The 21,484-nt window shown below is 72.0% G+C and carries 20 protein-coding genes; 9 read left to right on the forward strand and 11 right to left on the reverse strand.

Going from position 1 to position 21,484, the window contains the following annotated elements; translation table 11 throughout:
• Positions 1-13 precede the first annotated feature (13 nt).
• From GON04_RS03545 to GON04_RS03580, 8 genes are all read left to right on the forward strand, one after another.
• Positions 14-409, forward strand: a complete 396-nt coding sequence (locus GON04_RS03545; RefSeq protein ID WP_181653866.1) for a cupin domain-containing protein — start codon at positions 14-16, stop codon at positions 407-409.
• Positions 406-2,157, forward strand: a complete 1,752-nt coding sequence (locus GON04_RS03550; protein WP_157396603.1) for an acetolactate synthase catalytic subunit — start codon at positions 406-408, stop codon at positions 2,155-2,157. The genes GON04_RS03545 and GON04_RS03550 overlap by 4 nt, the downstream gene beginning before the upstream one ends.
• Positions 2,154-2,897: an SDR family oxidoreductase gene (locus GON04_RS03555; RefSeq protein ID WP_157396604.1), complete on the forward strand. Its 744-nt coding sequence runs from the start codon at positions 2,154-2,156 to the stop codon at positions 2,895-2,897. The genes GON04_RS03550 and GON04_RS03555 overlap by 4 nt, the downstream gene beginning before the upstream one ends.
• Before the next feature lie 58 nt (positions 2,898-2,955).
• The gene (locus GON04_RS03560) at positions 2,956-3,750 is read left to right on the forward strand and encodes an IclR family transcriptional regulator (protein ID WP_157396605.1); all 795 of its coding nucleotides are present in this window, start codon (positions 2,956-2,958) and stop codon (positions 3,748-3,750) included.
• 71 nt (positions 3,751-3,821) lie between these two features.
• The gene (locus GON04_RS03565) at positions 3,822-5,048 is read left to right on the forward strand and encodes an alpha-hydroxy acid oxidase (RefSeq protein ID WP_157396606.1); all 1,227 of its coding nucleotides are present in this window, start codon (positions 3,822-3,824) and stop codon (positions 5,046-5,048) included.
• Between the two features lie 123 nt (positions 5,049-5,171).
• Positions 5,172-6,149, forward strand: a complete 978-nt coding sequence (locus GON04_RS03570) for a tripartite tricarboxylate transporter substrate-binding protein (protein WP_157396607.1) — start codon at positions 5,172-5,174, stop codon at positions 6,147-6,149.
• 8 nt (positions 6,150-6,157) lie between these two features.
• Positions 6,158-7,036 (forward strand): TauD/TfdA dioxygenase family protein, encoded by an 879-nt coding sequence (locus tag GON04_RS03575; RefSeq protein ID WP_157396608.1) that lies wholly within the window; start codon positions 6,158-6,160, stop codon positions 7,034-7,036.
• A 5-nt stretch (positions 7,037-7,041) separates the two neighbouring features.
• On the forward strand, positions 7,042-7,746 hold the full coding sequence (locus GON04_RS03580) for a 4-carboxy-4-hydroxy-2-oxoadipate aldolase/oxaloacetate decarboxylase (RefSeq protein WP_157396609.1): 705 nt from the start codon (positions 7,042-7,044) through the stop codon (positions 7,744-7,746).
• Here GON04_RS03580 and GON04_RS03585 read toward each other — a convergent pair.
• The 6 genes from GON04_RS03585 to GON04_RS03610 form a co-directional block, all read right to left on the reverse strand.
• Positions 7,698-8,876, reverse strand: a complete 1,179-nt coding sequence (locus GON04_RS03585; protein ID WP_157396610.1) for a 2OG-Fe(II) oxygenase — start codon at positions 8,874-8,876, stop codon at positions 7,698-7,700. The genes GON04_RS03580 and GON04_RS03585 overlap by 49 nt on opposite strands.
• Entirely contained in the window at positions 8,870-10,156 is a 1,287-nt protein-coding gene (hemA, locus tag GON04_RS03590) for a glutamyl-tRNA reductase (RefSeq protein ID WP_157396611.1), read from the reverse strand. Before hemA ends, GON04_RS03585 begins: the two co-directional genes overlap by 7 nt.
• A 170-nt stretch (positions 10,157-10,326) precedes the next feature.
• Positions 10,327-11,163 carry a phytanoyl-CoA dioxygenase family protein gene (locus GON04_RS03595; protein WP_157396612.1) on the reverse strand — a complete coding sequence of 279 codons (837 nt, stop codon included), beginning with the start codon at positions 11,161-11,163 and terminating at the stop codon, positions 10,327-10,329.
• A 206-nt stretch (positions 11,164-11,369) separates the two neighbouring features.
• Entirely contained in the window at positions 11,370-12,350 is a 981-nt protein-coding gene (locus GON04_RS03600; protein ID WP_198349203.1) for a tripartite tricarboxylate transporter substrate binding protein, read from the reverse strand.
• A complete protein-coding gene (locus tag GON04_RS03605; protein ID WP_157396614.1) occupies positions 12,350-13,204 on the reverse strand; it encodes a polysaccharide deacetylase family protein in 855 nt (284 codons plus the stop codon). The genes GON04_RS03600 and GON04_RS03605 overlap by 1 nt, the downstream gene beginning before the upstream one ends.
• A 1-nt stretch (position 13,205) precedes the next feature.
• On the reverse strand, positions 13,206-14,048 hold the full coding sequence (locus tag GON04_RS03610; protein ID WP_157396615.1) for a fumarylacetoacetate hydrolase family protein: 843 nt from the start codon (positions 14,046-14,048) through the stop codon (positions 13,206-13,208).
• An 83-nt stretch (positions 14,049-14,131) separates the two neighbouring features.
• On the opposite strand from GON04_RS03610, the gene GON04_RS03615 reads away from it, so the two are divergent.
• The gene (locus GON04_RS03615; RefSeq protein WP_157396616.1) at positions 14,132-14,803 is read left to right on the forward strand and encodes a GntR family transcriptional regulator; all 672 of its coding nucleotides are present in this window, start codon (positions 14,132-14,134) and stop codon (positions 14,801-14,803) included.
• Here GON04_RS03615 and GON04_RS03620 read toward each other — a convergent pair.
• The 5 genes from GON04_RS03620 to imuA all read right to left on the reverse strand — a co-directional run bounded on the left by GON04_RS03620 (position 14,790) and on the right by imuA (position 21,466).
• On the reverse strand, positions 14,790-15,398 hold the full coding sequence (locus tag GON04_RS03620) for a 3-keto-disaccharide hydrolase (RefSeq protein WP_157396617.1): 609 nt from the start codon (positions 15,396-15,398) through the stop codon (positions 14,790-14,792). The two genes, GON04_RS03615 and GON04_RS03620, sit on opposite strands and share 14 nt — an antisense overlap.
• 80 nt (positions 15,399-15,478) lie before the next feature.
• Positions 15,479-16,108: a YbhB/YbcL family Raf kinase inhibitor-like protein gene (locus GON04_RS03625; protein ID WP_157396618.1), complete on the reverse strand. Its 630-nt coding sequence runs from the start codon at positions 16,106-16,108 to the stop codon at positions 15,479-15,481.
• Between the two features lie 100 nt (positions 16,109-16,208).
• On the reverse strand, positions 16,209-19,499 hold the full coding sequence (locus GON04_RS03630) for an error-prone DNA polymerase (protein WP_157396619.1): 3,291 nt from the start codon (positions 19,497-19,499) through the stop codon (positions 16,209-16,211).
• The gene (locus tag GON04_RS27010; RefSeq protein WP_181653867.1) at positions 19,492-20,778 is read right to left on the reverse strand and encodes a Y-family DNA polymerase; all 1,287 of its coding nucleotides are present in this window, start codon (positions 20,776-20,778) and stop codon (positions 19,492-19,494) included. Before GON04_RS27010 ends, GON04_RS03630 begins: the two co-directional genes overlap by 8 nt.
• A complete protein-coding gene (gene imuA, locus GON04_RS03640; RefSeq protein ID WP_157396620.1) occupies positions 20,747-21,466 on the reverse strand; it encodes a translesion DNA synthesis-associated protein ImuA in 720 nt (239 codons plus the stop codon). The genes GON04_RS27010 and imuA overlap by 32 nt, the downstream gene beginning before the upstream one ends.
• Positions 21,467-21,484 lie beyond the last annotated feature (18 nt).

A 21,484-nucleotide genomic window follows, 5' to 3' on the forward strand; every position in this document is an offset into this window, starting at 1 on the left:
GGTTCCCATGCCCGTGACCAAGGTCGTCCGCGTCTACACCGGCGCGGACCAGCGTTCCCATTTCGAGGACCTCGAGCTGCCGATGTCGCTGTTCGAGCTCGGCACCCTGCGTTCGCAGAAGACGGCGTCCATCCCGGTCACGCAGTTCGTCTTCCGCGAGTCGTTCATGGACAGCGGGCCGGATTTCCACACCCCGCCGCGGCGGCAGTTCGTCATCACGCTGTGGGGCGCCACCGAACTCACCGTGGGCGACGGCTCCAGCCGGGTGTTCGGCCCCGGCGACGCCCTCTTCGCCGAGGACCTGACGGGTGAAGGCCACCGCACGCGCGAACTGCTCGGCCCGCGCAAGAGCCTGATCCTGGCCGTCCCCGATTCCTTCCAACTGCACGACCTGCTCGCCAAGCGATGACTTCCAACCCTCCCCTGCCCGCGCCGCTGCTCGCGCCGGGCCTGAAGTTCTCGGGCACCGTCGCGCACCTGATCGCGCAGGCCCTCCAGCGGCACGGCGTGGAGGTCGTGTTCGGCCAGAGCCTGCCCTCGATGCTGCACCTGGCGTGCGAGCAGGCCGGCATCCGGCAGCTGGCGTACCGGACCGAGAACGCCGGCGGCTACATGGCCGACGCCCACGCTCGCCTGACGCTGCGGCCGTCCATCGTCACCGCGCAGAACGGCCCGGCCGCCACGCTGCTGGTGGCGCCGCTGGCCGAGGCCCTCAAGGCGTCCGTGCCCCTCATCGCGCTGGTGCAGGACGTCAACCGGGCCGACACCGACCGCAATGCCTTCCAGGACCTGGACCACCTGCAGCTGTTCGCCGGCTGCGCCAAGTGGATCCGGCGCGTCACCGAAGCCTCCCGGGTCGAGGACTACGTCGACCAGGCGTTCGTCGCCGCCTGCTCCGGCCGGCCCGGCCCGGTGGTCCTGCTGCTGCCGGCCGACCTGCTGCAGGAAGCGGCCCCGCCCGCGCAGCGCCGCGCGAACCTGGGCCGCTTCCCGCTCGACCGGCCGGTGGCGGCCCCGGACGCGCTGCGCCAGGCCGCGACGCTGCTGGCCGGCGCCCGCGCGCCGCTCGTGATCGCCGGCGGCGGCGTGCACCTGTCCGGCGCGCACGACGCGCTGGCGGCCCTGCAGGAGGCCGCCCACCTGCCGGTGGCCACCACCGTGATGGGCAAGGGCGCGGTCGACGAACTGCACCCGCTCTCGATCGGCGTGGTCGGCTACTTCATGGGACGCAACGGCGCCACCCGCCACCACCGAGAACTCGTGACGCAGGCCGACGTGGTCCTGCTGGTGGGCACGCGCACCAACCAGAACGGCACCGACTCCTGGAAGCTGTACCCGCGCGGCGCGACCTACATCCACCTCGATGCCGATCCCACCGAGGTGGGCCGCAACTACGAGGCGCTGCGGCTGGTGGGCGACGCCCGCGAGACGCTGGCGGCACTCACGCGCGAACTGGCCGCCGCCGACCTGTCGGTGCGCGCCGGCCAGCGCACGGCGCTGCAGGGCCGCATCGCCGGCGCCCGCGACGCGCACCGCCGCGAGGCCCAGGCCGTCGTCGGGTCCGCCGCCGTGCCGGTGCGGCCCGAGCGCGTGATGCAGGAGCTCGACCGGGTGCTCACGCCGGACAGCCTGGTGGTGTCCGACGCCAGCTACTCGTCGGTGTGGACGAGCAACTACCTCACCAGCCGGCGCGCCGGCATGCGCTTCCTCACGCCGCGCGGGCTGGCCGGCCTGGGCTGGGGCTTCCCCATGGCGCTGGGGGCCAAGGTAGCCCGGCCCGATGCCGAGGTGTTCTGCGTGGCCGGCGACGGCGGCTTCGGCCACGTCTGGTCCGAGCTGGAGACGGCCGCCCGCGGCGGCCTGCGGGTGACGCTGATCGTCCTGAACAACGGCATCCTCGGCTTCCAGAAGCATGCCGAGAACGTGAAGTACGGGGCCCACACCACCGCGGTGGACTTCGCGCCGGTGGACCACGCGGCCATCGCCCGCGCCTGCGGCTGCGACGGCATCCGCGTGACGCATCCCGACGAACTGGCGCCGGCCCTGCAGCAGGCCCGGCGGTCCGCCGTCACGACGCTGATCGACGTGGTGTGCGACCCGAACGCATTCCCGCCCCTGACCTTCTTCACGCCCGACGTCGTGGCGGCGCCGGCATGAGCGGGCCGCTGCACGGCCAGGTGGCCTGGATATCGGGTGCCAGCAGCGGCATCGGGCTGGCCAGCGCGCGCCTGCTGGCCCAGGACGGCGCCACCGTGGTGCTCACCGCGCGGGACGCGGCCAACCTGGAACACGCGGCCGACGAGCTGCGAGGCCTGGCCGGACCGGTGCACGCCGTCGCGGCCGATGTCACCGACGGCGCCGCCGTCCAGGCCGCCGCGCAGCACATCGCAGCCGGCTTCGGCGGCGTCGACATCCTGGTCAACTCGGCCGGCCTGAACGTGGCGCGCCGGGCCTGGTCCGAGGTCGAACCTCCCGACTGGCAGCGTGTGTTCGACGTCAACGTCACCGGCACCTACCACTGCATCCGCGCGGTGTTGCCCGGCATGCGAGCGAAGGGCGCGGGCCTGGTGATCAACATCGCGTCCTGGGCCGGCCGCTTTCCGTCCGGCAAGGCCGGCCCGGCCTACAACGCCGCCAAGAGCGCCGTGATCGCGCTCACGCAGACGCTGAACATGGAGGAACACCGGCACGGCATCCGCGCCTGCGCGCTGTCGCCGGGCGAAACCGCGACGCCCATCATGGCGCGCCGCGCGGTGCCGCCGACGCCGCAGGAACTGGCCCGCATGCTGCAGCCGGACGACGTGGCGGCGGTGGTGCAGATGGTGGCGCGGATGCCGCCGCGCGCCTGCGTGAACGAGGTGGTCATCACCCCCACCGCCAACCACGCCTGGCGCTGAGCCCGGCCGCTAGGGTCGGCCTCGATGCGGGCCCTGCCCGATCGCTGGACAATCGGGCATGGACATGCCCACTGGCACCCAGAGCCTCGCGCGCGGCATCAAGCTGCTGCGCGTGCTCGCCACGCGCGGCGACATCGGCTGGCGCCTGTCCGACCTCGCCGCCGCCTGCGGCCTCGACAAGGGAACGGCGCACCGCATGCTGGCCGCCCTGGTGATCGAGCGGCTGGTGCAGCAACGCCCCGGCGACAAGCGCTACCTGCCCGGCCCGCTGCTGTACGAACTCGGGCTGTCGCTGCACGGCCAGCATGCCTTCCAGGGCGCCGCCGAGAAGCAGCTGGCGGCCTGGGTGCGCCGCATCGACGCCAGCGCACTGCTGCTGCTGCGCAGCGGCTGCGAGTACGTGTGCAGCGTGCGCGCCGGCCCGGCCAAGGTGCCGGGGCTGATGGTCGACCAGGGCACGCGCCGCCCGCTCTTCACCTCGGTCGGCGGCGTCGCCATCCTGCAGGCGCTGCCGCCCGACGAGGCCGCCGAGGTGCTCGAGAACAACGTCGCGCAGGAGGTCGCCAAGCGCGGCGCCGTGCGCCTGGACGCGCTGGCGGCGATGCGCGAGCGGTCGCAGCGGCATGGCTTCGGCGTCAACCTGGGCGACGTGGTGAGCGGCGTCCATGCCTTCGCCGTGGCCGTGCACGCACCCGACGGCCAGCCGTTCGCCGCACTGTGCCTGGTCGGCACCGAGGAACGCTTCCCGGCGGCCAGCCCGCAGGACGTGCGGCCGGAACTCGACCGCATGGCCCGGCAGCTCGAGGCCGACGCCGCGCGGCTGCTGTTCAGCCCGCGCGTGGCCGAAGCATAAGGTTCAGGATGTGAAACTTCACCCGGCGCAGCCCTTGGGCGGCGCCGCCGGGACCGATAACGTTCGGGCCCATGGATTTCCGCTCCGCGATCAACCTCGACGACTTCCGGGCCATTGCGCGCCGCAAGCTTCCGCGCATCGCCTTCGACTTCATCGAAGGCGGGGCCGACGACGAACACTGCCTGCAACGCAACCGCGACGCGTTCCAGCAATACCGGCTGCTGCCGCGCTACCTGGTCGACGTGAGCGAGCGCGACCAGTCGACGGTGCTGCTGGGCCGCCGCTACGCGAGCCCGTTCGGCATCTCCCCGACCGGCCTGGCCGGCCTGTTCTGCCCCGACGCCGACGTGTTGCTGGCGCAGGCCGCCGCAGCCGCCAACGTGCCCTTCCTGCTGTCCAGCGCCGCCAACGGGTCGCTCGAGGACGTGGTGCGCGCCGCGCCCGAGCACGTCTGGTTCCAGATGTACTGCACCCGCGACGAGGCGATCAACGCCGACCTGGTGCGCCGGGCGCGCGCCGCCGGCGTGCGCGTGCTGGTGGTGTCGGTCGACGTGCCGGTCAACTCGAACCGCGAGCGCAACCGCCGCAACGGCTTCAGCCGCCCCTTCCGCATGACGCCCGGCGTGGTGCTGGAAGCGCTGGCGCATCCGGCCTGGGTGCTGCGCTACCTGCGCACCGGCGGCATCCCGATGATGCGCAACTGGCAGCCCTACGGGCCGGCCGGCGCGAACGCCGCGCAGGTGGCCGACCTGTACGGCACGCTGACGCCCGCCCCCATGGTGTCGTGGGGCCACCTGCAGCGCATCCGCGAAGCCTGGCCGGGCCCGCTGGTCGTCAAGGGCCTGCTGCATCCCGACGACGCGCGCCAGGCCACGCGGCTGGGCGCCGACGCGCTGGTGGTGTCCAACCACGGCGGCCGCCAGCTCGACGCCGCACCGTCGCCGCTGGAGATGCTGCCGGCGATCCGCGCCGCCGTCGGCGACGACACGGAGCTCATCCTCGACAGCGGCGTGCGCCGCGGCTCGGACATCGTGATCGCGCGCTGCCTCGGCGCCAAGGCCGCCCTGTTCGGCCGCCCCACCCTGTTCGCTGCCGCCGCCGGCGGCCGGGCCGGCATCGACCGTGCGCTGCAGATCGTGCGCAACGAGGTCGACATGGTGCTGGCCCAGATCGGCTGCCGCGCCTTCGATTCGCTGCACCGCGGCTACCTGTGGCCGGCAACGGCCGACCGGCAACCGGCCGCGCCGCAGGCGGCGCCCGCGCCTGTGCTGCAGGCAGCCCAGCACGAGACCGCCTGAGCGTGCGGCCCAGCTCCTCCTGCCAGTCACCAAGAGTTTCAAAACATGAAACTTCGACTGACTTCCCGGTCGTCGCGCCCCGTAGCGGGCGCTAAGGTCGGCGGCCGAAACAGGAGACAAGCCGTGCCCTCGACCATCCGCCGCCAGCTGCTGGCTCTCGCCGCCGCGCCCCTGCTGGCCACCGCCGGCCTCGCCCACGCGCAAGGCCATGCCGACTACCCCAACCGCCCGGTGAAGATCATCGTGGCCTACCCCGCGGGCCAGAGCACCGACATCGCCACCCGCTACTTCGCGACCAAGCTGACGCAGGCCATGGGCCAGAGCTTCTTCGTCGAGAACCGGCCCGGCGCGTCCGGCAACATCGGGACCGCCGTCGCGGCGCGCGCCACCCCGGACGGCTACACGCTGATCATGGGCGCCTCGGGCACGCACGCGATGAACCCGGCGCTGTTCGACAACACGGGTTTCGATGCCGACAAGGATTTCGACGCCATCGTGCTGACGGCGCTGATCCCGTTCGCCATCTCCACCGGCCCGAACAGCCCGGTCAACTCGCTCACCGAGCTGATTGCGCTCGCAAGGAAGCAGCCGGGCCAGGTGAACGCCGCCATTCCCAGCGTCACCGGCCAGCTGGTGTTCGAGATGCTCAAGCAGCGGGACGTGCCGCTGTTCGCGGTGAAGTTCAAGGGCTCGGCCGACTCGATGACCGCCGTGCTCGGTGGCCACGTGCAGGTGCTGATCGACACCGTGGCCGCCACGCGCACGCAGCTGGGCAAGATCAAGCCGCTGGCCGTGACCACCGCCGCGCCCATGGGCTCCATGCCGGGCGTGAAGACCGCGAGCGAACAGGGCCTGGCCAACTTCAACATCGCCGCCTGGAACGCGCTGATGACGCCCAAGGGCGTGCCCGCCGACATCCAGGCCAGGCTGGCCGCCGAGATGCGCAAGATCCTCGACCTGCCCGAGACCCAGAAAGCCCTGGCCGACCTGGGCTTCGAACGCGCCCCCGTGCGCACCAATGCCGAACTGAACGCGTGGCTGGCCGAGGAGCGCCGCAACTACGCCCACGTGATCAAGACGGCCCAGATGAAACCCGAATGAGGTCCCGCATGCCCAAGATCCGCACCACCCCCCTGCACAGCACCTTCGCCACCGAGGTGCACGTCCCCGTGATGGACATCCTCGACGATCCGGATGCGATCGAGGAACTCAAAGGCCTGTGGCAGAAGTCGCCGGTGATGATCTTCCGCCGCCAGTCGCTGGAGGAATCGGAACTGGTGCGCTTCACCGAGCGCTTCGGCAAGTGCGAGACCACCGGCCGCAAGGACATCCAGTCGCCCTACCAGGAACAGATCATCTACTTCAGCACGCTGAAGTACGCCAACGGCAACTTCGTCGGCGGCTTCGCCGGCGGCGACGACGTCGACTGGCACTCCGACCAGACCTACCAGGTCCGTCCGGCCACCGGCGCCATGCTGTACGGCACCGAAGTGCCGCGCGACGGCGGCGACATCTACTGGGCCGACCAGTACGGCGCCTGGGACCGCCTGCCCAAGGACATCCAGCAGCTGATCGAGGGCCGCAACGGCACCTACCGCTACGCCAAGCGCTACGCGATGCTCAATGCGCTGGAGCTCAAGGACAAGGAAAAGGCCAACGCGATGCTGAGCCTTCCCGACGCGCAGCACCCGCTGGTGCTCACGCACCCGCGCACCGGCCGCAAGGCGCTCTATGCCGACCCCACCACGCTGGTGGCCATCGAAGGCCTGTCCGACGAAGAAGCCGCCCGCGTGATGCCCATCCTGTTCGAAGCCGGCGGCCACCCGTCGCTGGTCTACCGGCACAAGGTGCACAACGGCGACCTGCTGATGTGGGACAACGGCTGCACCATGCACCGCCGCGACGAGATGCGGCTGGACCAGCCGCGCCTGATGAAGCGCACGACCTTCCGCCTGGCGGCCGGCGACTACTGCGTGCCGAAGGCCTGACGCCCATGAGCCCGTCCAAGGTCTACCTCAAGGTCAACCGCGTCCCGGCCGACATCGTCGCCAAGGCGCGCGAGATCACCGTCGCCGACATCCACGAGGCCATGGGCCCGCCCGGCCGCGCGGCGCTGATGGCAGGCCGCATGCGGCCGCTGCAACCGGGCCAGAAGATCGCCGGGCCGGCCGTCACGGCGTTCTGCTGGCCGGGCGACAACCTGATGATGCACCGCGCGCTCTACCTGGCCCAGCCCGGCGACGTGCTGGTCGTGGTCTGCCAGGCCGAGCTGTCCGGCGCGCAGTGGGGCGACCTGGCCACCCGCTACGCGATGAAGAAGGGACTGGCCGGCGTGGTGGTGCAAGGCAGCGCGCGCGACATCGACCAGGTGCGCGAGCTGGGCTTCCCGGTGTGGTCGACCCACATCTCGCCAATCCACCCGGACAAGTCCGGCCACGGCTACGTCAACGCGCCCGTGGTGTGCGAAGGCGTGAACGTGTGTCCCGGCGACCTGATCGTGGCCGATGGCGACGGCGTCATCGCCGTGCCGCGCAAGGACGCCGCGCGCGTCGTCGCTGCCGCCCAGGCCAAGATGAGCAAGGAAGACGAGGTCATCGAGAAGGTGCGCAACGGCGCCGCCGTCTGGGACCTCAGCGGCGCCGCCGCGATCTACGCCAAGTTGGAGATCGAGGAAGTCGACGCCGCGTTCGACGACTGACGGCCGGGCGACGGGGCCACCGCGGCCTGCGGCGGCTGCGCCCCGTCGCCTTCGTCCGCGGCCGGCTGCCGCGACGCCAGGTAGCGCCGGTTCTCCAGCCGCTCGCGGGCGCCCTCCTCGTCATAGAGGAACGGCAGGAACACGTAGCGCTTGCCGCGGGTCACCGGGGTGGCCTCGTGCAGCAGCGAGCAGGAGAACACCACGGCTCCGCCCGGCGGCGGCGCATACAGGCGGTTGCCGAATTCGGGAAAGCGCAGCTCGCCGCCTTCAAACTGGCCGGTGTTGAGCACCACCGAGACGGCGAAGCGCCGGTGGCTCGTGCCGCGCGTGGTGTTGTCGCGGTGGGCGCGGAAATGGTCGTTCGTGCTGGCGTCATAGCAGGCCACCAGCAGTCGCTCCATCCGCGTGGCCCGGAACTGGAACGCCCTCTGGACTTCCGGCAGCAGCCGCTCCTGGATGCGGCTCTGGCAGGCGCGGCCCAGCGCGGCATCGTCGATGTTGCGGTCGCGGCGGCGCTTGAAGCCGTAGTCGTGATGCTCCACCGTGAGGCCGGCCTCCTCCCGCATGGTGCCCGACTCCTGGCCGCCGGTGACGCCGTGGTAGCGGATCAGGGCCTCGCACAGCGCCGGCTCGAAGACGCGCGGCACCACCAGCACCGGCGCGAACGCGGCGTCGGCGTCGGCGGCGCCGGGGGCCGGCTGGCGTAGGCTGCGCACCACGGCCATGACGCGCCGGAGGTGGGTTTCCGGCTCCTGGCGCAGGTCGAGCACCGCGACCACGCGCAGGCGCTCGTCGAGGATCACCGTGCAGGGGGTGTCGGCGGCCTGGTACAGCGTGGACACCGAGCGGTCGAAGTCCCAGAAGTAGCGCAGGCCCGGCAGCTGGTCACGCACGCGCCCGAGCTCCTCGTCCTGCGGGTCGGTGCTGATGCCGAAGAAGAAGGCCCCGGCGTCGTCGGAGACGGCGGCGTGGCGGTGCAGGTCCTGCAGCACGCGGGCGCTGGCCGGTGAGGCCGACGAGCCGAAGAAGCACAGCACGAGAACGTGGCCGCCCATCGTGTGGATGTGGAAGCGCGGCTTGCCCGTCGCGCGCGCCACGAACCAGGGTGCCGGCGTTCCCGGGATCAGCATCGCGGCCGCTCCCGGCGCTCCTGGCGCTCATCGCGCAGGAAGAACTGATGGACCGCCGACCGGGCGCGTGCGTGGGCCTCGACGTCCGCGGTCTTGAGCTCGGCGATCGCGCCGTGCAGCACCTTGTTCATCAGCCCGCGCGAGAACGCCTGCAGCACCGCCTCGATGCCTTCGCTGCGGGCCAGCAGCCGGCGCGCCCGCACCAGCTCCAGCGTCCTCCACTCCTCGGCACGTGCGTGCAGCTGCCGGATCAGGGGCACCGAGTGGCGCTGCGACAGCCACTGCTCGAAGCTGTCCACCGCCACGGCAATGAGGCCTTCGGCCTGCGCCACGGCGGCCGAGCGTCCGGCGCGGCCGGCGCTGACGATCCGCGACAGGTCGTCGAGGTCGTGCAGGTGCACGTGGGGCACCGATCCGGCCGCCGACTCGATGTCGCGCGGCACCGCCAGGTCGACCAGCAGCATCGGCGCCTGCCGGCGCCGCGCCATCGCCTGCTGCACGGCGGCGGCGCTGACCAGGGGCTCCTGGGCGCCGGTGCAGCTGACGACCACGTCGAACCGGTGCAGCCGGGCGGCCACCTCGGACAACCGCACGACCTTGGCGCCGAAGCGGGCGGCCAGGGTCTCGGCGCGCTCGCGCGTGCGGTTGGCCACGGCCATGGCCAGGGGCTTTTTGGCCGCGAAATGGGTGGCGGCCAGTTCCACCATCTCGCCGGCGCCGACGAACAGCACCCGCCGGTCCTGCAGGGAACCGAACAGCTGGGTGGCCAGCCGCACGGCGGCCCCGGCGACGCTGATGGAGTGCGAGCCGATGTCCGTGGCACTGCGCACCTCCTTGGCGACGGCGAAGGAGCGCTGGAACAGCTGGTTGAGCTCCGGGCCCAGCGTGCCGGCGCGCTCGGCGATGCGCACCGCCGTCTTCAGCTGCCCCAGCACCTGGGGTTCGCCGAGCACCATGGAATCGAGGCCGCAGGCGACGCGGAAGGCATGGCGCGCCGCCTGGCCGTCCTGCAGCATGAAGGCGCGCTCGCGCAGGGCCGGCGCCGGAACGCCGCCGCAGGTGGCCAGCCAGCCGAACGCCGGCGCCACGTCCTCGTGCGAGCCGGTGCAGTAGATCTCGGTGCGGTTGCAGGTGGACAGCAGCGCGACCTCGGGCCGACCGGGCAGGACCTCCTGCAGGTCCCGCAGCATGGGCTCCAGGCGATCGGCGGGCAGCGCGAACCGGCCGCGGAAATCGAGCGGCGCCGTCGCGTGGTGAAGACCCAGGGACCAGATCGACATGGAGAGCATCCTTGGCGCGTTCGCCGCGCCAGCCAGGTCATGATCCGGGATCGGCCCTTCCGTGTGGAGCGAATTCGGGTTTTCGAGCGAAAAAAAACCTTGCCGAGGTCGTCACCCTCCTCATTTCAGGGGAGTCCACCCTCCCCAATTCGTGCGCCGCCCCCGGATCGCTAGCGCTCGCCCGCCATGACCAGGCCCTCGATCGCGTGCTTCTGCACGATCGGCTCGAGCTGGTCGACGACCCGGCACACCAGGTGGTCGCGCACCGACGCCGGCAGCGCGGCGTGGAAGTCCCGCGTCACCATCAGGTCGTGCAAGGCCGCATGGCCGGCGCCCGGTGCGTCGTATCCCAGCACCAGCACCGGTCGCGCGATCGGCGACAGGTGCTCGGTGCCCCGGTGCAGGGTGAGCGCCGAGCGGCAGCTGATGTCGCCGGCCTGCGGGAATTTGCGCGAGCCGCCCTCGGCATAGCGGCCGCAGGCCTCGGGCGGCGGGAACATGCCGTGCTTCCACGAACGGCCATCGTCCCACTGCGTGCCATGCGCCACCTCCAGCGGCCCCATGTCGGGCGTGACGTCGACGCCGGTGAGGTTGAAGGCCAGCGAGGTGATCTGGCGCTGCTCGTAGGTCGCGCGCGGGGACGGGAAGTCGCGGTGCCAGGGCTGGTACTGCGCGCCCTGGAACGGCACGTCCAGGCCGATCTCGACGATCTCGTACCGCGGCCCGAGCACGGCCTCGGCCATCGCGCACACCCACGGATGGGTGACCAGGTCGACGAAGCCGCGGAAGGCCTGCGGATGGGCCTCGACGTACCAGCGCCGCGGACCGCGCCCGACGGCGCCGCCGGGGCGCTGGATGGCCTCCCAGAAGGCCGTCATCATGTCCTCGCGCAGGTCCTCCACCAGCGCGCGCGGGAAAGCCCCCTGCTTCGCGGTGATGCCGTCGCGCATCAGCGTGGCGACGCTCTCGCGCAGTGCGTCGGGTGGTTCCCGGGTCGCGGCTTGCATCAGTGTCTCCGGTCGTCTGTCCACAACAGGCACCGTAGCAGCGGCCCGGCGCGATCGCCCACCGTAAGCGCTGTTACGCCGAGGCTCCCTCTCGATCCAGAACTAGTGCACGGCGGCGCGCCAGGCTCGGCCGCCGGTGACCGACCTCAGCCCGCCGGGACCAGGGGCATCGGCAGGTTGCTCGCCCAGCTCGGCGCCGGTGTGGCTCAGAGGGCCTGGGCGCCCGTTTCCTTGACGACCCGGGCCCACTTGGCCAGTTCGCTGCGCAGGTACTCGCGCGACTCGGCCACGCTGCCGCCCTGCGGCTCGAAGCCGGTGGCGGCCAGCTTGGCCTGGAAGTCGTGGTCCTGCTGCAGCCGAGCGATCTCGCGGTTCACGCGCTGCACGACGGCGTCCGGCGTGCGGCCGGGCGCGAACACGCCGACCCAGGTGACGTCCTCGAAGCCGGGGAAGCCCGACTCGGCCACGGTCGGCACGTCGGGCAGCACGCGCGAGCGCCGGCTGCCGGTGACCACCAGGCCGCGCACGCGCCCGCCCTTGACCAGTTCGACCGCCGCCGGCAGGGCCACGCTCGCGAGCTGGACCTGGCCGGCCATGGCCGCATTGAGCGCGGGCCCGGCACCCTGGTACGGCACGTGGGTGACTGGCACCTTGCCCAGCACCTTGAAGATGTACTCGGCCGTCAGGTGCGGCGTGGTGCCCGCCCCCGCCGTGCCGTAGTTCCAGTCGCCGGACCGGGCCGCCTCCATCACCTCCTTGAGCGTGCGGGCCTTCAGGCCGGGCGCCAGGGTGATCAGGTTGGGGCTGGAGGCGACCACCGAGGCCAGTACCAGGTCCTTCTCGGCGTCGAAGCCCAGGCTGCGCTGCATCGAGGGATTGACTGCGTAGGAGCTGGTGTTGACCAGCAGCGTGTAGCCGTCCGGCTCGGCGCGCGCGACCTGGCCCGAGGCCAGGCTGCCGCCGGCGCCCGGCCGGTTCTCCACGACGACCGGCTGCCCGAGCGTCTCGGTGAGCTTCTGCGCCATCAGGCGCGCGATGATGTCGGCCGGACCGGCCGGGGCGAAGGCGACCACGAGGCGGATCGGCCGGGACGGCCAGGCCGGTGCCTGCGACCAGGCGGCAAGCGGCGCGGCGGCCATGGCGGCCGCCCCCACGCCAGTGAGGAACGTGCGGCGTTGCATCGGCATCAGGCGGGGATGGTGGCCAGCACGTGACGGGCCATCTGCTCGCGCGTGCAGACCCAGACGTCGTCGGTCGCCAGGACGCGGCGCATGATCTCCTCGTACACCCAGGCGCCCGAGGGACGGCCCATGACGTGGGTGTGCGCCGTCACGTCGAGCATCAGCGGTACCGGCTCGGCGCGCATGGCGGCGAAGGTGTCCTCGAACGTGTCGAGCATGTGGCGCGGCCCCTGGCCGTAGCGGATGCAGGTGGGCAGGTCGTTGACGTCCATGGTCAGCGGGATGCCGACGATGCGCTTGCCGCCGAAGTCCATCACGTAGGGCCGGTCGTCGTCGTTCACGTCGCCGTGGTGCAGGTAGCCGGCCTCGGCCAGCAGGCGCGAGCTGTTCAGGCTGCCGGTGCCGCGCGGGCTGATCCAGCCCAGCGGCGCCACGCCCGCCGTCTTGTGCAGCAGGTCGTGGTTGCGCGCCAGGTTGGCGCGCTCGCCGGCCTCGTCGAAGTAGACCGGGATCACGTCCATGCCCCACGAGTGGTTCACGATCTCGTGCCCCAGGTCGGCGAGCCTGCGCACCATCTGCGGGTCGCGCTCGCAGATGACGCCGTTGACCATGACGCTGGTCTTGACCCGGTGCTTCTCGGCGATGCCCACCAGCCGCTGGATGCCGCGCACCAGGCCGAACGAGCCCCACGAGTGGGCGTTGGTGTCGAAGAAGCCGGGCTTGAGCACGTTGCCCATGGGGCCGATGCCGGGCGCCTGGCCATCGGACCAGGCCTCGTAGGCGATGTTGAAGATGACGGCCAGGCGCCGGCCGCCGGGCCAGCGGAAGTCGTCGGGCAGGCGGGTGATGCGCGGCTGCATCTCAGGCCTCCTGCGCGACGGTGTTGGCCAGGAGGCCGACGCCCTCGATCTCGATCTCGATCCGGTCGCCCGGCTGCATCCACACCGGCGGCTTGCGCGCATAGCCCACGCCCGAGGGCGTGCCCATGGCGATGACGTCGCCCGGCTCCAGCGTGAGCACCTCGCTCAGCAGGACCAGGGCGTCCTCGACCGACACGATCATGTTGGACGTGTTGTCGCTCTGCATCACCTGCCCGTTCAGGCGCGACTCGATGTGCAGGCCCTTGGCGCCGGACGGCAGGTCGGCCGCGGGCACCAGCCAGGGACCGAAGGGGCCGGTGCCGTCGAAGTTCTTGCCGATCGTCCACTGCGTGCTGCGGCGCTGGTAGTCGCGCAGCGTGCCGTCGTTGAAGCAGGCATAGCCCAGCACCGCGGACAGGGCGTTGCCCGGCTTGAGGTGACGCGAGCGGTTGCCGATGACCACCGCCAGCTCGGCCTCGAAGTCGAGGCTGTTCGACACGTGCGGGCGGACCAGGGGCGCCTCGTGGGCGATGAGCGAGGTGGCGCCGCGGAAGAAGAAGGCCGGGTACTCGGGCTTGGCATTGCCGCCCTCGGCCGCGTGGGCGGCGTAGTTGAGCCCCAGGCAGATCACCTTGCCCGGCCGCTCGACCGGGGTGAGCCAGCGGACCGTGGCCGAGTCCAGCCGCGGCGCCTTCGACAGGTCGGGCTTGCCGGCGACAAAGCCGGCGACCGTCGCCATGTCGGCGTTCGCCGGCAGCTGGGCATCGAGGGAGACGAGGTGGCCGTCGTGGAAGCCGGCCCATTGCGGGCGGCCGTCGATGGAAATGCGGGCTAGTTTTGACATGTCGATAAAACTTGAGTATTCGCTTGTTTTGTCGATAATCATCGTAGACACAAGCCGTCTATCGACAGACCGGGTAAACCCTCATGCCTGAAGCCACCACCCTGATCCGCACCGCGTACGACCGCCTGCGCACCGACGTGCTGGACGGCGCCTGGCCGCCGGGCAGCAAGCTGGTGCTGCAGCAGCTGAAGGAGCGCTACGAGGTCGGCGCCAGCCCGCTGCGCGAGGCGCTCAACCGGCTCGCGAGCGAAGGCTGGGTGGTGCACCACGAGCAGCGCGGCTTCAGCGTGGCGGAGGCCAGCGACGCCAGCCTGCGCGACCTGGTGCGCACCCGCACCGCCGTCGAGTCACTGGCGCTGGAGCAGGCGATCGCGCGCCGGTCGCCTGCCTGGGAGGAGTCGGTGGTGCTGGCCATGCACCGGCTGTCGCGCACGCCGCGCTCGCTGCGGGACGACAGCTACGAGGAGAACCCGGAATGGGAACGCCTGCACCGGCAGTTCCACCGCGCCCTGCTGGCCGGCTGCGAATCGCCGCTGCTCCTGGGCTTCTGCGAGCAGCTGTACGAACAGGCCTACCGCTACCGCCAGCTGGCCGCGCGCAAGGCCTACCGGCAACGCAACGAGCTCGACGAGCACGAGGCGCTGTCGAAGGCCGCGATGGCGGGCGACCTGGTGCGCGCGCGCGCACTGCTGACGGCGCACTACGAGCGCACCGCCGGCTTCCTGGAGCCGGCGGCGGCGCTCAAAGCGGCCTGATCTGCACCTTGCGGTACCGCACCACGCCGCCCGCGTACTGCAGGCCGATGACGCCGCCGTTCTCGCGCGCCTCGTCGGTCTCGGCGGTCTTCACGCCGTTGAGCGTCACGACCATGCGCTTGCCCTTGGCCGTGACCTCCATGGTGTTCCACTTGCCGCCGGTCACGGGCACCGGGGTCGGCGCCTTGGCCAGCCACACGATGGCGCCGGTGGCGAAGCTCGGGTCGGGCCGCTTGTCGAAGATGTTGGCCTCGTGGCAGGTGCGGTCGGTCATCGGCCGCACGTCGCTGCAGCGCATGTAGATGCCGCTGTTGGCGGTCTCGTTGACCCAGAACTCGGCGCGGATCTGGAAATCCTTGTATGCGGTCTTGGTGGTCAGGTAGTTGGTGCCTTCGGTGCCGACGCGGTTGTCGGCGACGATGGCATCGGATTCCGCGTGCCAGTTGGCGGTGCCCAGGTTGACGAAGTTCTCCATGCCCTTGCCGCCGTCGATCAGCGTCTGCCAGTCGCCGCCCGAACCCGGCATGCCGGCGCAACCGGCCAGCGCGATCGCGGTCGCGGCGGCGAGCGCCGCGGTTCCCAAAGCCTTGTTCATGTCTCGCTCCTGTGGTGGAGCGGGCATTGGAAGCGGCCTGCGCCGCCGCCGTCAATGCTCGGCTGCCCCAGTCCCCCACCTCATCGCACGAGCGGCGCCGTGGCGGCCTTGGGCTCGCCGGCGCGGATGCTGCCGTCCGGGCGGTGGTAGGTGCCGATGAGCAGTCCGCTGGCGACCGCCCGCGCGCGGATTGCCGCCGCGACCTCGTCGCGGCCCGGCTTGCTGCTGAAGGCTTCGCCGGCCGCCAGCGCGAACAGCTGGAACGCATAGCGGTGCGTGCCGTGGCCGGGCGGGGGATCGGGCGGGATCCAGCCGGCGCGCAGGTAGGAGTTGCGGCCGGCATGCACCTCGTCGCCGTCGTGGCCGGGGCTTTGCAGCGCGCCCTCGTGCAGCGCGCCGTCTTCGGGCGGGATGTCGACCACGATGGCATGCACCAGGGGCTCGCTGGTCGGCGCGTCGGCATCCTCGACCACCAGCACCAGGCTGGCCGCGCCGGCCGGCACGCCCAGCCATTGCAGCGGCGGCGACTCGCCCTCGCCGTCGGCCGTGTACCGCGCCGGGATCTCGGCATGGTCGGCGAAGGCGAGGCTGGACACCTGCAGCGTGCCGTGGCCGGCGCGCAGGCCGCAGCGGTTGAAGACGAGGTGGTCCAGGCCGGCGCGGCGGTCGCGCAGCGCATGGCCCAGGGCTTCGGGCAGTTTCTCGAGCATGGCTGCAGGTGTAGACCGGCGCGCCGCAATCGCCTGTCGGACGACGCCGCAGGCGCGCAGGGTCGGGCCACGGCGGCGCCGAAGCAGGAGCCGCCCGGCCTCAGTGGAAGTCGCGGCTGCGGTTGCCCTGCCGGCCCAGCCGCCCCAGCAGCGGCGTCAGGTCCTCCAGCTGCTCCGCCAGCAGGTGGCAGACCCGCCCGCCGCTGGCCTCGTCGCGTTGCCAGGTGCCGTGCACGGCCAGCAGGCGCGCATGCATCAGCGGCTCGCGCTGGTCTTCCCGGACGCTTTTCCAGACGATGACGTTGACCGGGCCGGTCTCGTCCTCCAGCGTCACGAAGACCGTGCCGCCGGCGGTGGCCGGCTGCTGGCGCACCGTGACCATGCCGCAGGCCGACACGCGGCGGCCGTTGGGCAGCCCCGCGAGCTGCTCGGCGTTCAGGAAGCGCCGCCTGGCCAGCCGCTCGCGCAGCAGCGCCAGCGGATGCCGGCGCAGCGTGAGGCCCATGGCGGCGTAGTCGAACACGATCTCCTCGCCTTCCGGCGCGGCCGGCAGCGCCAGCGGCTCCTCCTGGATCGGGGCCTGTTCCAGCAGCGCCGGCGCACGGCGGCGCCCGGCCGCCTCCCAGACCTGCTGGCGGCGATGGCCGGCCAGCGACTGCAGCGCGTCGGCCGCGGCCAGCGCCGCCAGGTCCTGCACGTCCAGCCGGGCCCGCAAGGCCAGGTCCTCGGTGTCGGCGAAGGCGCCCTGCCCGCGCGCGGCCGGGATGCGCCGCGCCGCTTCCTCGCGCAGGCTGCCCACCAGCCGCAGCCCCAGCCGCACGGCGGGCCGCGCCAGGTCGCCGGCCAGCGTGCAGTCCCAGTCGCTGTGCGACACGTCGGGCTGCAGCACCTGGATGCCGTGGCGCTGCGCATCCTGGATCAGCTGCGAAGGGCCGTAGAACCCCATGGGCTGCGAATTGAGCATGGCGGCCAGGAAGCAGGCCGGCTCGTGGCACTTGAGCCAGCTGCTCGAATAGGCCAGCAGCGCGAAGCTGTAGGCATGGCTTTCCGGGAAGCCGTAGTCGCCGAAGCCCTTGACCTGCTCGAAGATGCGGTGCGCGAACTCCTCGCTGTAGCCGTTGGCCAGCATGCCGCCCTTGAGCCGGGCCTCGAACTTGTCGACCCCGCCCTTGCGCTTCCAGGCCGCCATGGCGCGCCGCAGGGCATCGGCGTCGGCGGCCGAGAAGCCGGCCGCGATCATGGAGATCTCCATCACCTGCTCCTGGAAGATCGGGATCCCCAGCGTGCGCTCCAGCGCCTTCTTCAGGCGCGGCTCGCCGGTTTCGCGGCTGGAGCGCTCGTACTGGATGGCCTCGCCCTTGTCGCGCCGCTCGCGGGCCTTGAGGTAGGGATGGACCATGCCGCCGGTGATGGGGCCGGGCCGCACGATCGCGACCTCGACCACCAGGTCGTAGAACTCCCGGGGCTTCAGGCGCGGCAGCATCGACATCTGGGCCCGGCTCTCGATCTGGAACACGCCCACCGTGTCGGCCTTGCGGACCATGGCGTAGGTGGCCTCGTCGCCGTCGGGGATGTCGTAGCGGGTGAACGGCGCCCCGCGCCGCTGCGTCACCAGGTCGATGCAGCGCCGGATGGCGGTGAGCATGCCCAGCGCCAGCACGTCGACCTTCATCAGGCCCATGTCCTCCAGGTCGTCCTTGTCCCACTGGATGATGGAGCGGTCCTTCATGCTGGCGTTCTCCACCGGCACCAGCCGCGTGAGGCGCGTCTGCGTGAGCACGAAGCCGCCCACGTGCTGCGACAGGTGGCGCGGGAAGCCCATGAGCTCCTGCGTGAGCTCCAGCCACAGGCGGGCCTGGTGCTCGGCCAGGGGCACGCCGCAGGCGGCCGCCATGCCGCGCAGCTTCTCGGTGGCCAGTTGGTCGTCGAACCAGAAATGGTCCTTGGCGAAGGCGTCGATGAGCGGCTCGCCGATGCCCAGCGCCTTGCCGACGTCGCGGATGGCGCTGCGCGTGCGGTAGCTGATGACCACCGCCGCGATGGCGGCCCGCTCGCGGCCGTACTTGCCGTAGATGTACTGGATGACCTCCTCGCGCCGCTCGTGCTCGAAGTCGACGTCGATGTCGGGCGGCTCGTTCCTGCGGCTCTCGCTGATGAAGCGCTCCAGCAGCGGCTGCGACAGCATCGGGTCCATCGCGGTGATGCCCAGGCAGAAGCACACCGCCGAATTGGCCGCCGAGCCGCGGCCCTGGCACAGGATGCGCCTGGAGTTGGCGAACTCCACGATGTCGTGCACCGTGAGGAAGAACATCTCGTAGCGGCACAGCTCGATGAGGGCCAGCTCCTTCTCGACCAGGTCGCGCACGCGCTGCGGGATGCCCGCCGGATAGCGCCTGCCGGCGCCCAGGTACGTGAGATGGCGCAGGCCCTCGAGGGGGGTCATGCCGGGCGGCACCGTCTCCAGCGGGTAGTCGTAGCGGATCTCCTGCAGGTCGAAGCGGCAGCGCCGCTGCACGTCCAGCGTGTGGGCGAGCAGCGGCGCCGGGTACAGCTCGGCCAGGCGCTTGCGCTGGCGCAGGTGGCGCTCGGCGTTGCCTTGCAGGGCCAGGCCGCAGTCGGCCACCGGCTTGCCCAGGCGCACCGCCGTGATGACGTCCTGCAAGGGCTTGCGCGAGCGGGCGTGCATGTGCACGTCGCCGGTGGCGATCAGCGGCACGCCGGTGCGGTCGGCGGCCTCCTCCAGCAGGGCCAGCCAGAGGTCGTCGTCCAGCAGGTGCGGCAGGTTGACGGCCAGCCACAGCGACGGGCCGTACAGCCCGCGCAACTGCTGCAGCCGCCTGCACAGCGCCGTCATGTCCAGGTCCCGGCCCGGCACGCGCCGGGGCAGGAACAGCACCTCGCAGCCTTGCAGCAGGCGCAGGTCGCTGCGGTCCCAGCCCACGTCGTAGGTGCCCTTCGGCGCCTCGATCCGGGCCGCCGTGATGAATTCGCACAGGCCGCCCCAGCCCTGCAGGTCGCGGGCGATGGCGACCAGGCGGGCATCGCCGAAATCGAACTCGCTGCCGCACAGCAACTGGAACTTCCGCTTGCGCTTTTGCGCCGGGAACGCCTCTTCCAGCCGGTCGATGAAGCCGAAGTAATCCCTCAGCCCCGACCAGGCCCGCACCACGCCGGCCACCGAGCATTCGTCGGTGAGGGCCAGCGCCTCGTAGCCCAGGTCGTAGGCGCGCCGCACCAGCTCCTGCGGATGCGAGGCACCGCGCTGGAAGCTGAAGTTGCTCAGGCAGTGCAGTTCCACGTAGCCGGGCAGCACCTGCGGCCCGGTGCCCAGGATGGGCGGCAGGTGTTCCTCGTCGAGCACCGGCCGGGGCTTGACCTGGCTCTCAGGCATACAGCCCCTGCAGGTACCAGGCGAACTGGCGCGCCTGGGCCAGGTCCTCGGCCAGGTGGCAGGGCCGCTCGCGAAAGATCCAGACCAGGCCGGAGCGCGGGCTGCGCGCCACGAAGTAGTCGCGCAGGGTGGGGCCGGCGCCGTCCCACCAGGCCGTCTCGACCCGGTACAGGCGCGCCAGCCGGCGCAGCGGGCCGCCGAAGCACGGCGTCTCGCCCTGCATGCGCAGGCGCAGCGGCTGCGGCAGGACCCAGGACGGATAGAGCGCGTCGGGCTCCTCCACCGGCGCACTGCTGCCCTCGCGGGCCGGCTTCCAGGCCTGCTTGCATTCGGGCCGGTGGTCGGCCTGCGGCACCGGCACCACCACGTTCTCCTCGCCCAGGCGCACCGACAGGCGTTCGACCAGCTGGTGCAGCTTCTCGCCCTGCCCCTGCTCCTGCGGCAGCAGGCTGGTGGTGGCCCCCGCCCAGGGCACCGTCTCGAGCGAGCGCAGCCGCAGGTGGTTGGCGGGGGCCGCCAGGGTGGCGCGCTCCAGGTGCTCGCGCACCAGCCGGCGCAGGTGGGCCATGTCCTGGGTGGGCTGGGCGGTGCGCACCTGCAGCTGTTCCCGGGGCGGCAGCTTCACGCCGTTCAGGCGCCGCAGGTCCAGCGTCCATTCGAGTTCCAGCGCCAGCACGCCGCGGTTGCGCGCCTGCAGCCAGACCTGCAGGCGGGCCAGCAGCTGTTCGGCGCCGAGCAGCAACTCGGGGGCCGTGCTGGCCAGCGCGGCGAGTTCGGCGTTGAGGTCGAACGCCTCGGGCAGCACCTGCCAGGGATAGGTTTCCGGCCGTTCCCCGAAGGCCGAATCCAGGGCCGCCAGCAGGTCCGCGCCGAACCGGCGCGACAGGCCGCCGCGCGGCATCGCCCGCACCTGCCCCCAGGTGCGGGTGCCGGTGCGTTCGAGCAGGGCCACGTGCGGCAGGGCGGCACCGAGCAGCTCCAGCGGCAGGTCGTCGGGCAGCGCGGCCGGCCTGGCGATGCCACGCTGCTTGCAGCGCAGCAGCGCCAGGGCCACCAGGGACGTGGATGCCGCGGCCCACGGCACCTCGCCCAGGTCGGGGTGCGAACGCAGCAACAGGTGCAGCAGGGCCTGGCGGCCGCCGAACAGCCTCAGGCTGCCGGACACCTCGAGCAGCACGGCCTCGTCGACGTGGGTGACGCGCGGCGTGAACCGCAACGCCCACCAGGTCCAGGGCTGGCGGTCCTGCTCACGGAAGGGACACAAGGCGATCCAGAACATGCGATCTCCTGGGTTCGGGGGTGGCGGGGACCTCGACCGGCGTGCGCCGGCGCGAGGCCAGCAGGGCCTGCAGGCGTGCCGGCACCGCGGGCAGGTGCAGCGGTTCGTCGAGCGGCGGGCCGCGCCGCTTGACGATGTGCACCTCCATCTCCTGGCTGCCCTGCAGCAGCAGCCGCAAGGGCGCCGGACTGGCGTGCAGCCGCGCCTGCACGCCGCGCAGCACGAACAGCAGCTTGCCGTGCTGGCGCGCAGCCAGGTGCAGCCGGCGCAACTCGGGCGTGCGCACCTGCGGCAGCCAGGCCAGCACGGCCTGGACGTCGGTGCAGCGCAGCGACTGCTCGGCCGACCAGAGGCGGGCCGCGGCCGGCTCGGCGCGGATCCAGAGCAGGCGGTCGGCCGGCAGGCCCTGCGCCGCCAGGGCCGGGCCGAAGGGATGGAACGGAGGGCCGACCAGCACGACCGGCCCCTGCCGGTCGGCCACCCGGGCGGCCAGCACCGGCAGCAACAGCTGCCAGGCATGGGCCTCGGGCCTCTCCTGCAGCAACTCGACCAGGCAGCCCAGCGGCCAGCCGCCACCGGGCAGCTGGGCGTCGAGGGCCGCATGCCCGCTGGGCAGCACGGCCTCCTCGCGCGCCAGGTCGGTGACGCGCCAGACGTGCGGGATGGCGAGGACTGCAGCGGGCTGCATGGAGGGGGGTGGTGAGGG

This window comes from Ramlibacter pinisoli (assembly GCF_009758015.1).
Classification (GTDB): Bacteria; Pseudomonadota; Gammaproteobacteria; order Burkholderiales; family Burkholderiaceae_C; genus Ramlibacter; species Ramlibacter pinisoli.

Bases quoted from the DNA above. Each gene is read 5' to 3' on its own strand.
- GON04_RS03595 (WP_157396612.1), bottom strand. From the start codon at position 11,163: ATGCAAGCCGCGACCCGGGAACCACCCGACGCACTGCGCGAGAGCGTC.
- hemA (WP_157396611.1), bottom strand. From the start codon at position 10,156: ATGTCGATCTGGTCCCTGGGTCTTCACCACGCGACGGCGCCGCTCGAT.
- GON04_RS03615 (WP_157396616.1), top strand. From the start codon at position 14,132: ATGCCTGAAGCCACCACCCTGATCCGCACCGCGTACGACCGCCTGCGC.
- GON04_RS03550 (WP_157396603.1), top strand. From the start codon at position 406: ATGACTTCCAACCCTCCCCTGCCCGCGCCGCTGCTCGCGCCGGGCCTG.
- GON04_RS03630 (WP_157396619.1), bottom strand. From the start codon at position 19,499: ATGCCTGAGAGCCAGGTCAAGCCCCGGCCGGTGCTCGACGAGGAACAC.
- GON04_RS03605 (WP_157396614.1), bottom strand. From the start codon at position 13,204: ATGCAGCCGCGCATCACCCGCCTGCCCGACGACTTCCGCTGGCCCGGC.
- GON04_RS27010 (WP_181653867.1), bottom strand. From the start codon at position 20,778: ATGTTCTGGATCGCCTTGTGTCCCTTCCGTGAGCAGGACCGCCAGCCC.
- GON04_RS03600 (WP_198349203.1), bottom strand. From the start codon at position 12,350: ATGCCGATGCAACGCCGCACGTTCCTCACTGGCGTGGGGGCGGCCGCC.
- imuA (WP_157396620.1), bottom strand. From the start codon at position 21,466: ATGCAGCCCGCTGCAGTCCTCGCCATCCCGCACGTCTGGCGCGTCACC.
- GON04_RS03575 (WP_157396608.1), top strand. From the start codon at position 6,158: ATGCCCAAGATCCGCACCACCCCCCTGCACAGCACCTTCGCCACCGAG.
- GON04_RS03555 (WP_157396604.1), top strand. From the start codon at position 2,154: ATGAGCGGGCCGCTGCACGGCCAGGTGGCCTGGATATCGGGTGCCAGC.
- GON04_RS03620 (WP_157396617.1), bottom strand. From the start codon at position 15,398: ATGAACAAGGCTTTGGGAACCGCGGCGCTCGCCGCCGCGACCGCGATC.
- GON04_RS03610 (WP_157396615.1), bottom strand. From the start codon at position 14,048: ATGTCAAAACTAGCCCGCATTTCCATCGACGGCCGCCCGCAATGGGCC.
- GON04_RS03580 (WP_157396609.1), top strand. From the start codon at position 7,042: ATGAGCCCGTCCAAGGTCTACCTCAAGGTCAACCGCGTCCCGGCCGAC.
- GON04_RS03565 (WP_157396606.1), top strand. From the start codon at position 3,822: ATGGATTTCCGCTCCGCGATCAACCTCGACGACTTCCGGGCCATTGCG.
- GON04_RS03560 (WP_157396605.1), top strand. From the start codon at position 2,956: ATGGACATGCCCACTGGCACCCAGAGCCTCGCGCGCGGCATCAAGCTG.
- GON04_RS03625 (WP_157396618.1), bottom strand. From the start codon at position 16,108: ATGCTCGAGAAACTGCCCGAAGCCCTGGGCCATGCGCTGCGCGACCGC.
- GON04_RS03585 (WP_157396610.1), bottom strand. From the start codon at position 8,876: ATGCTGATCCCGGGAACGCCGGCACCCTGGTTCGTGGCGCGCGCGACG.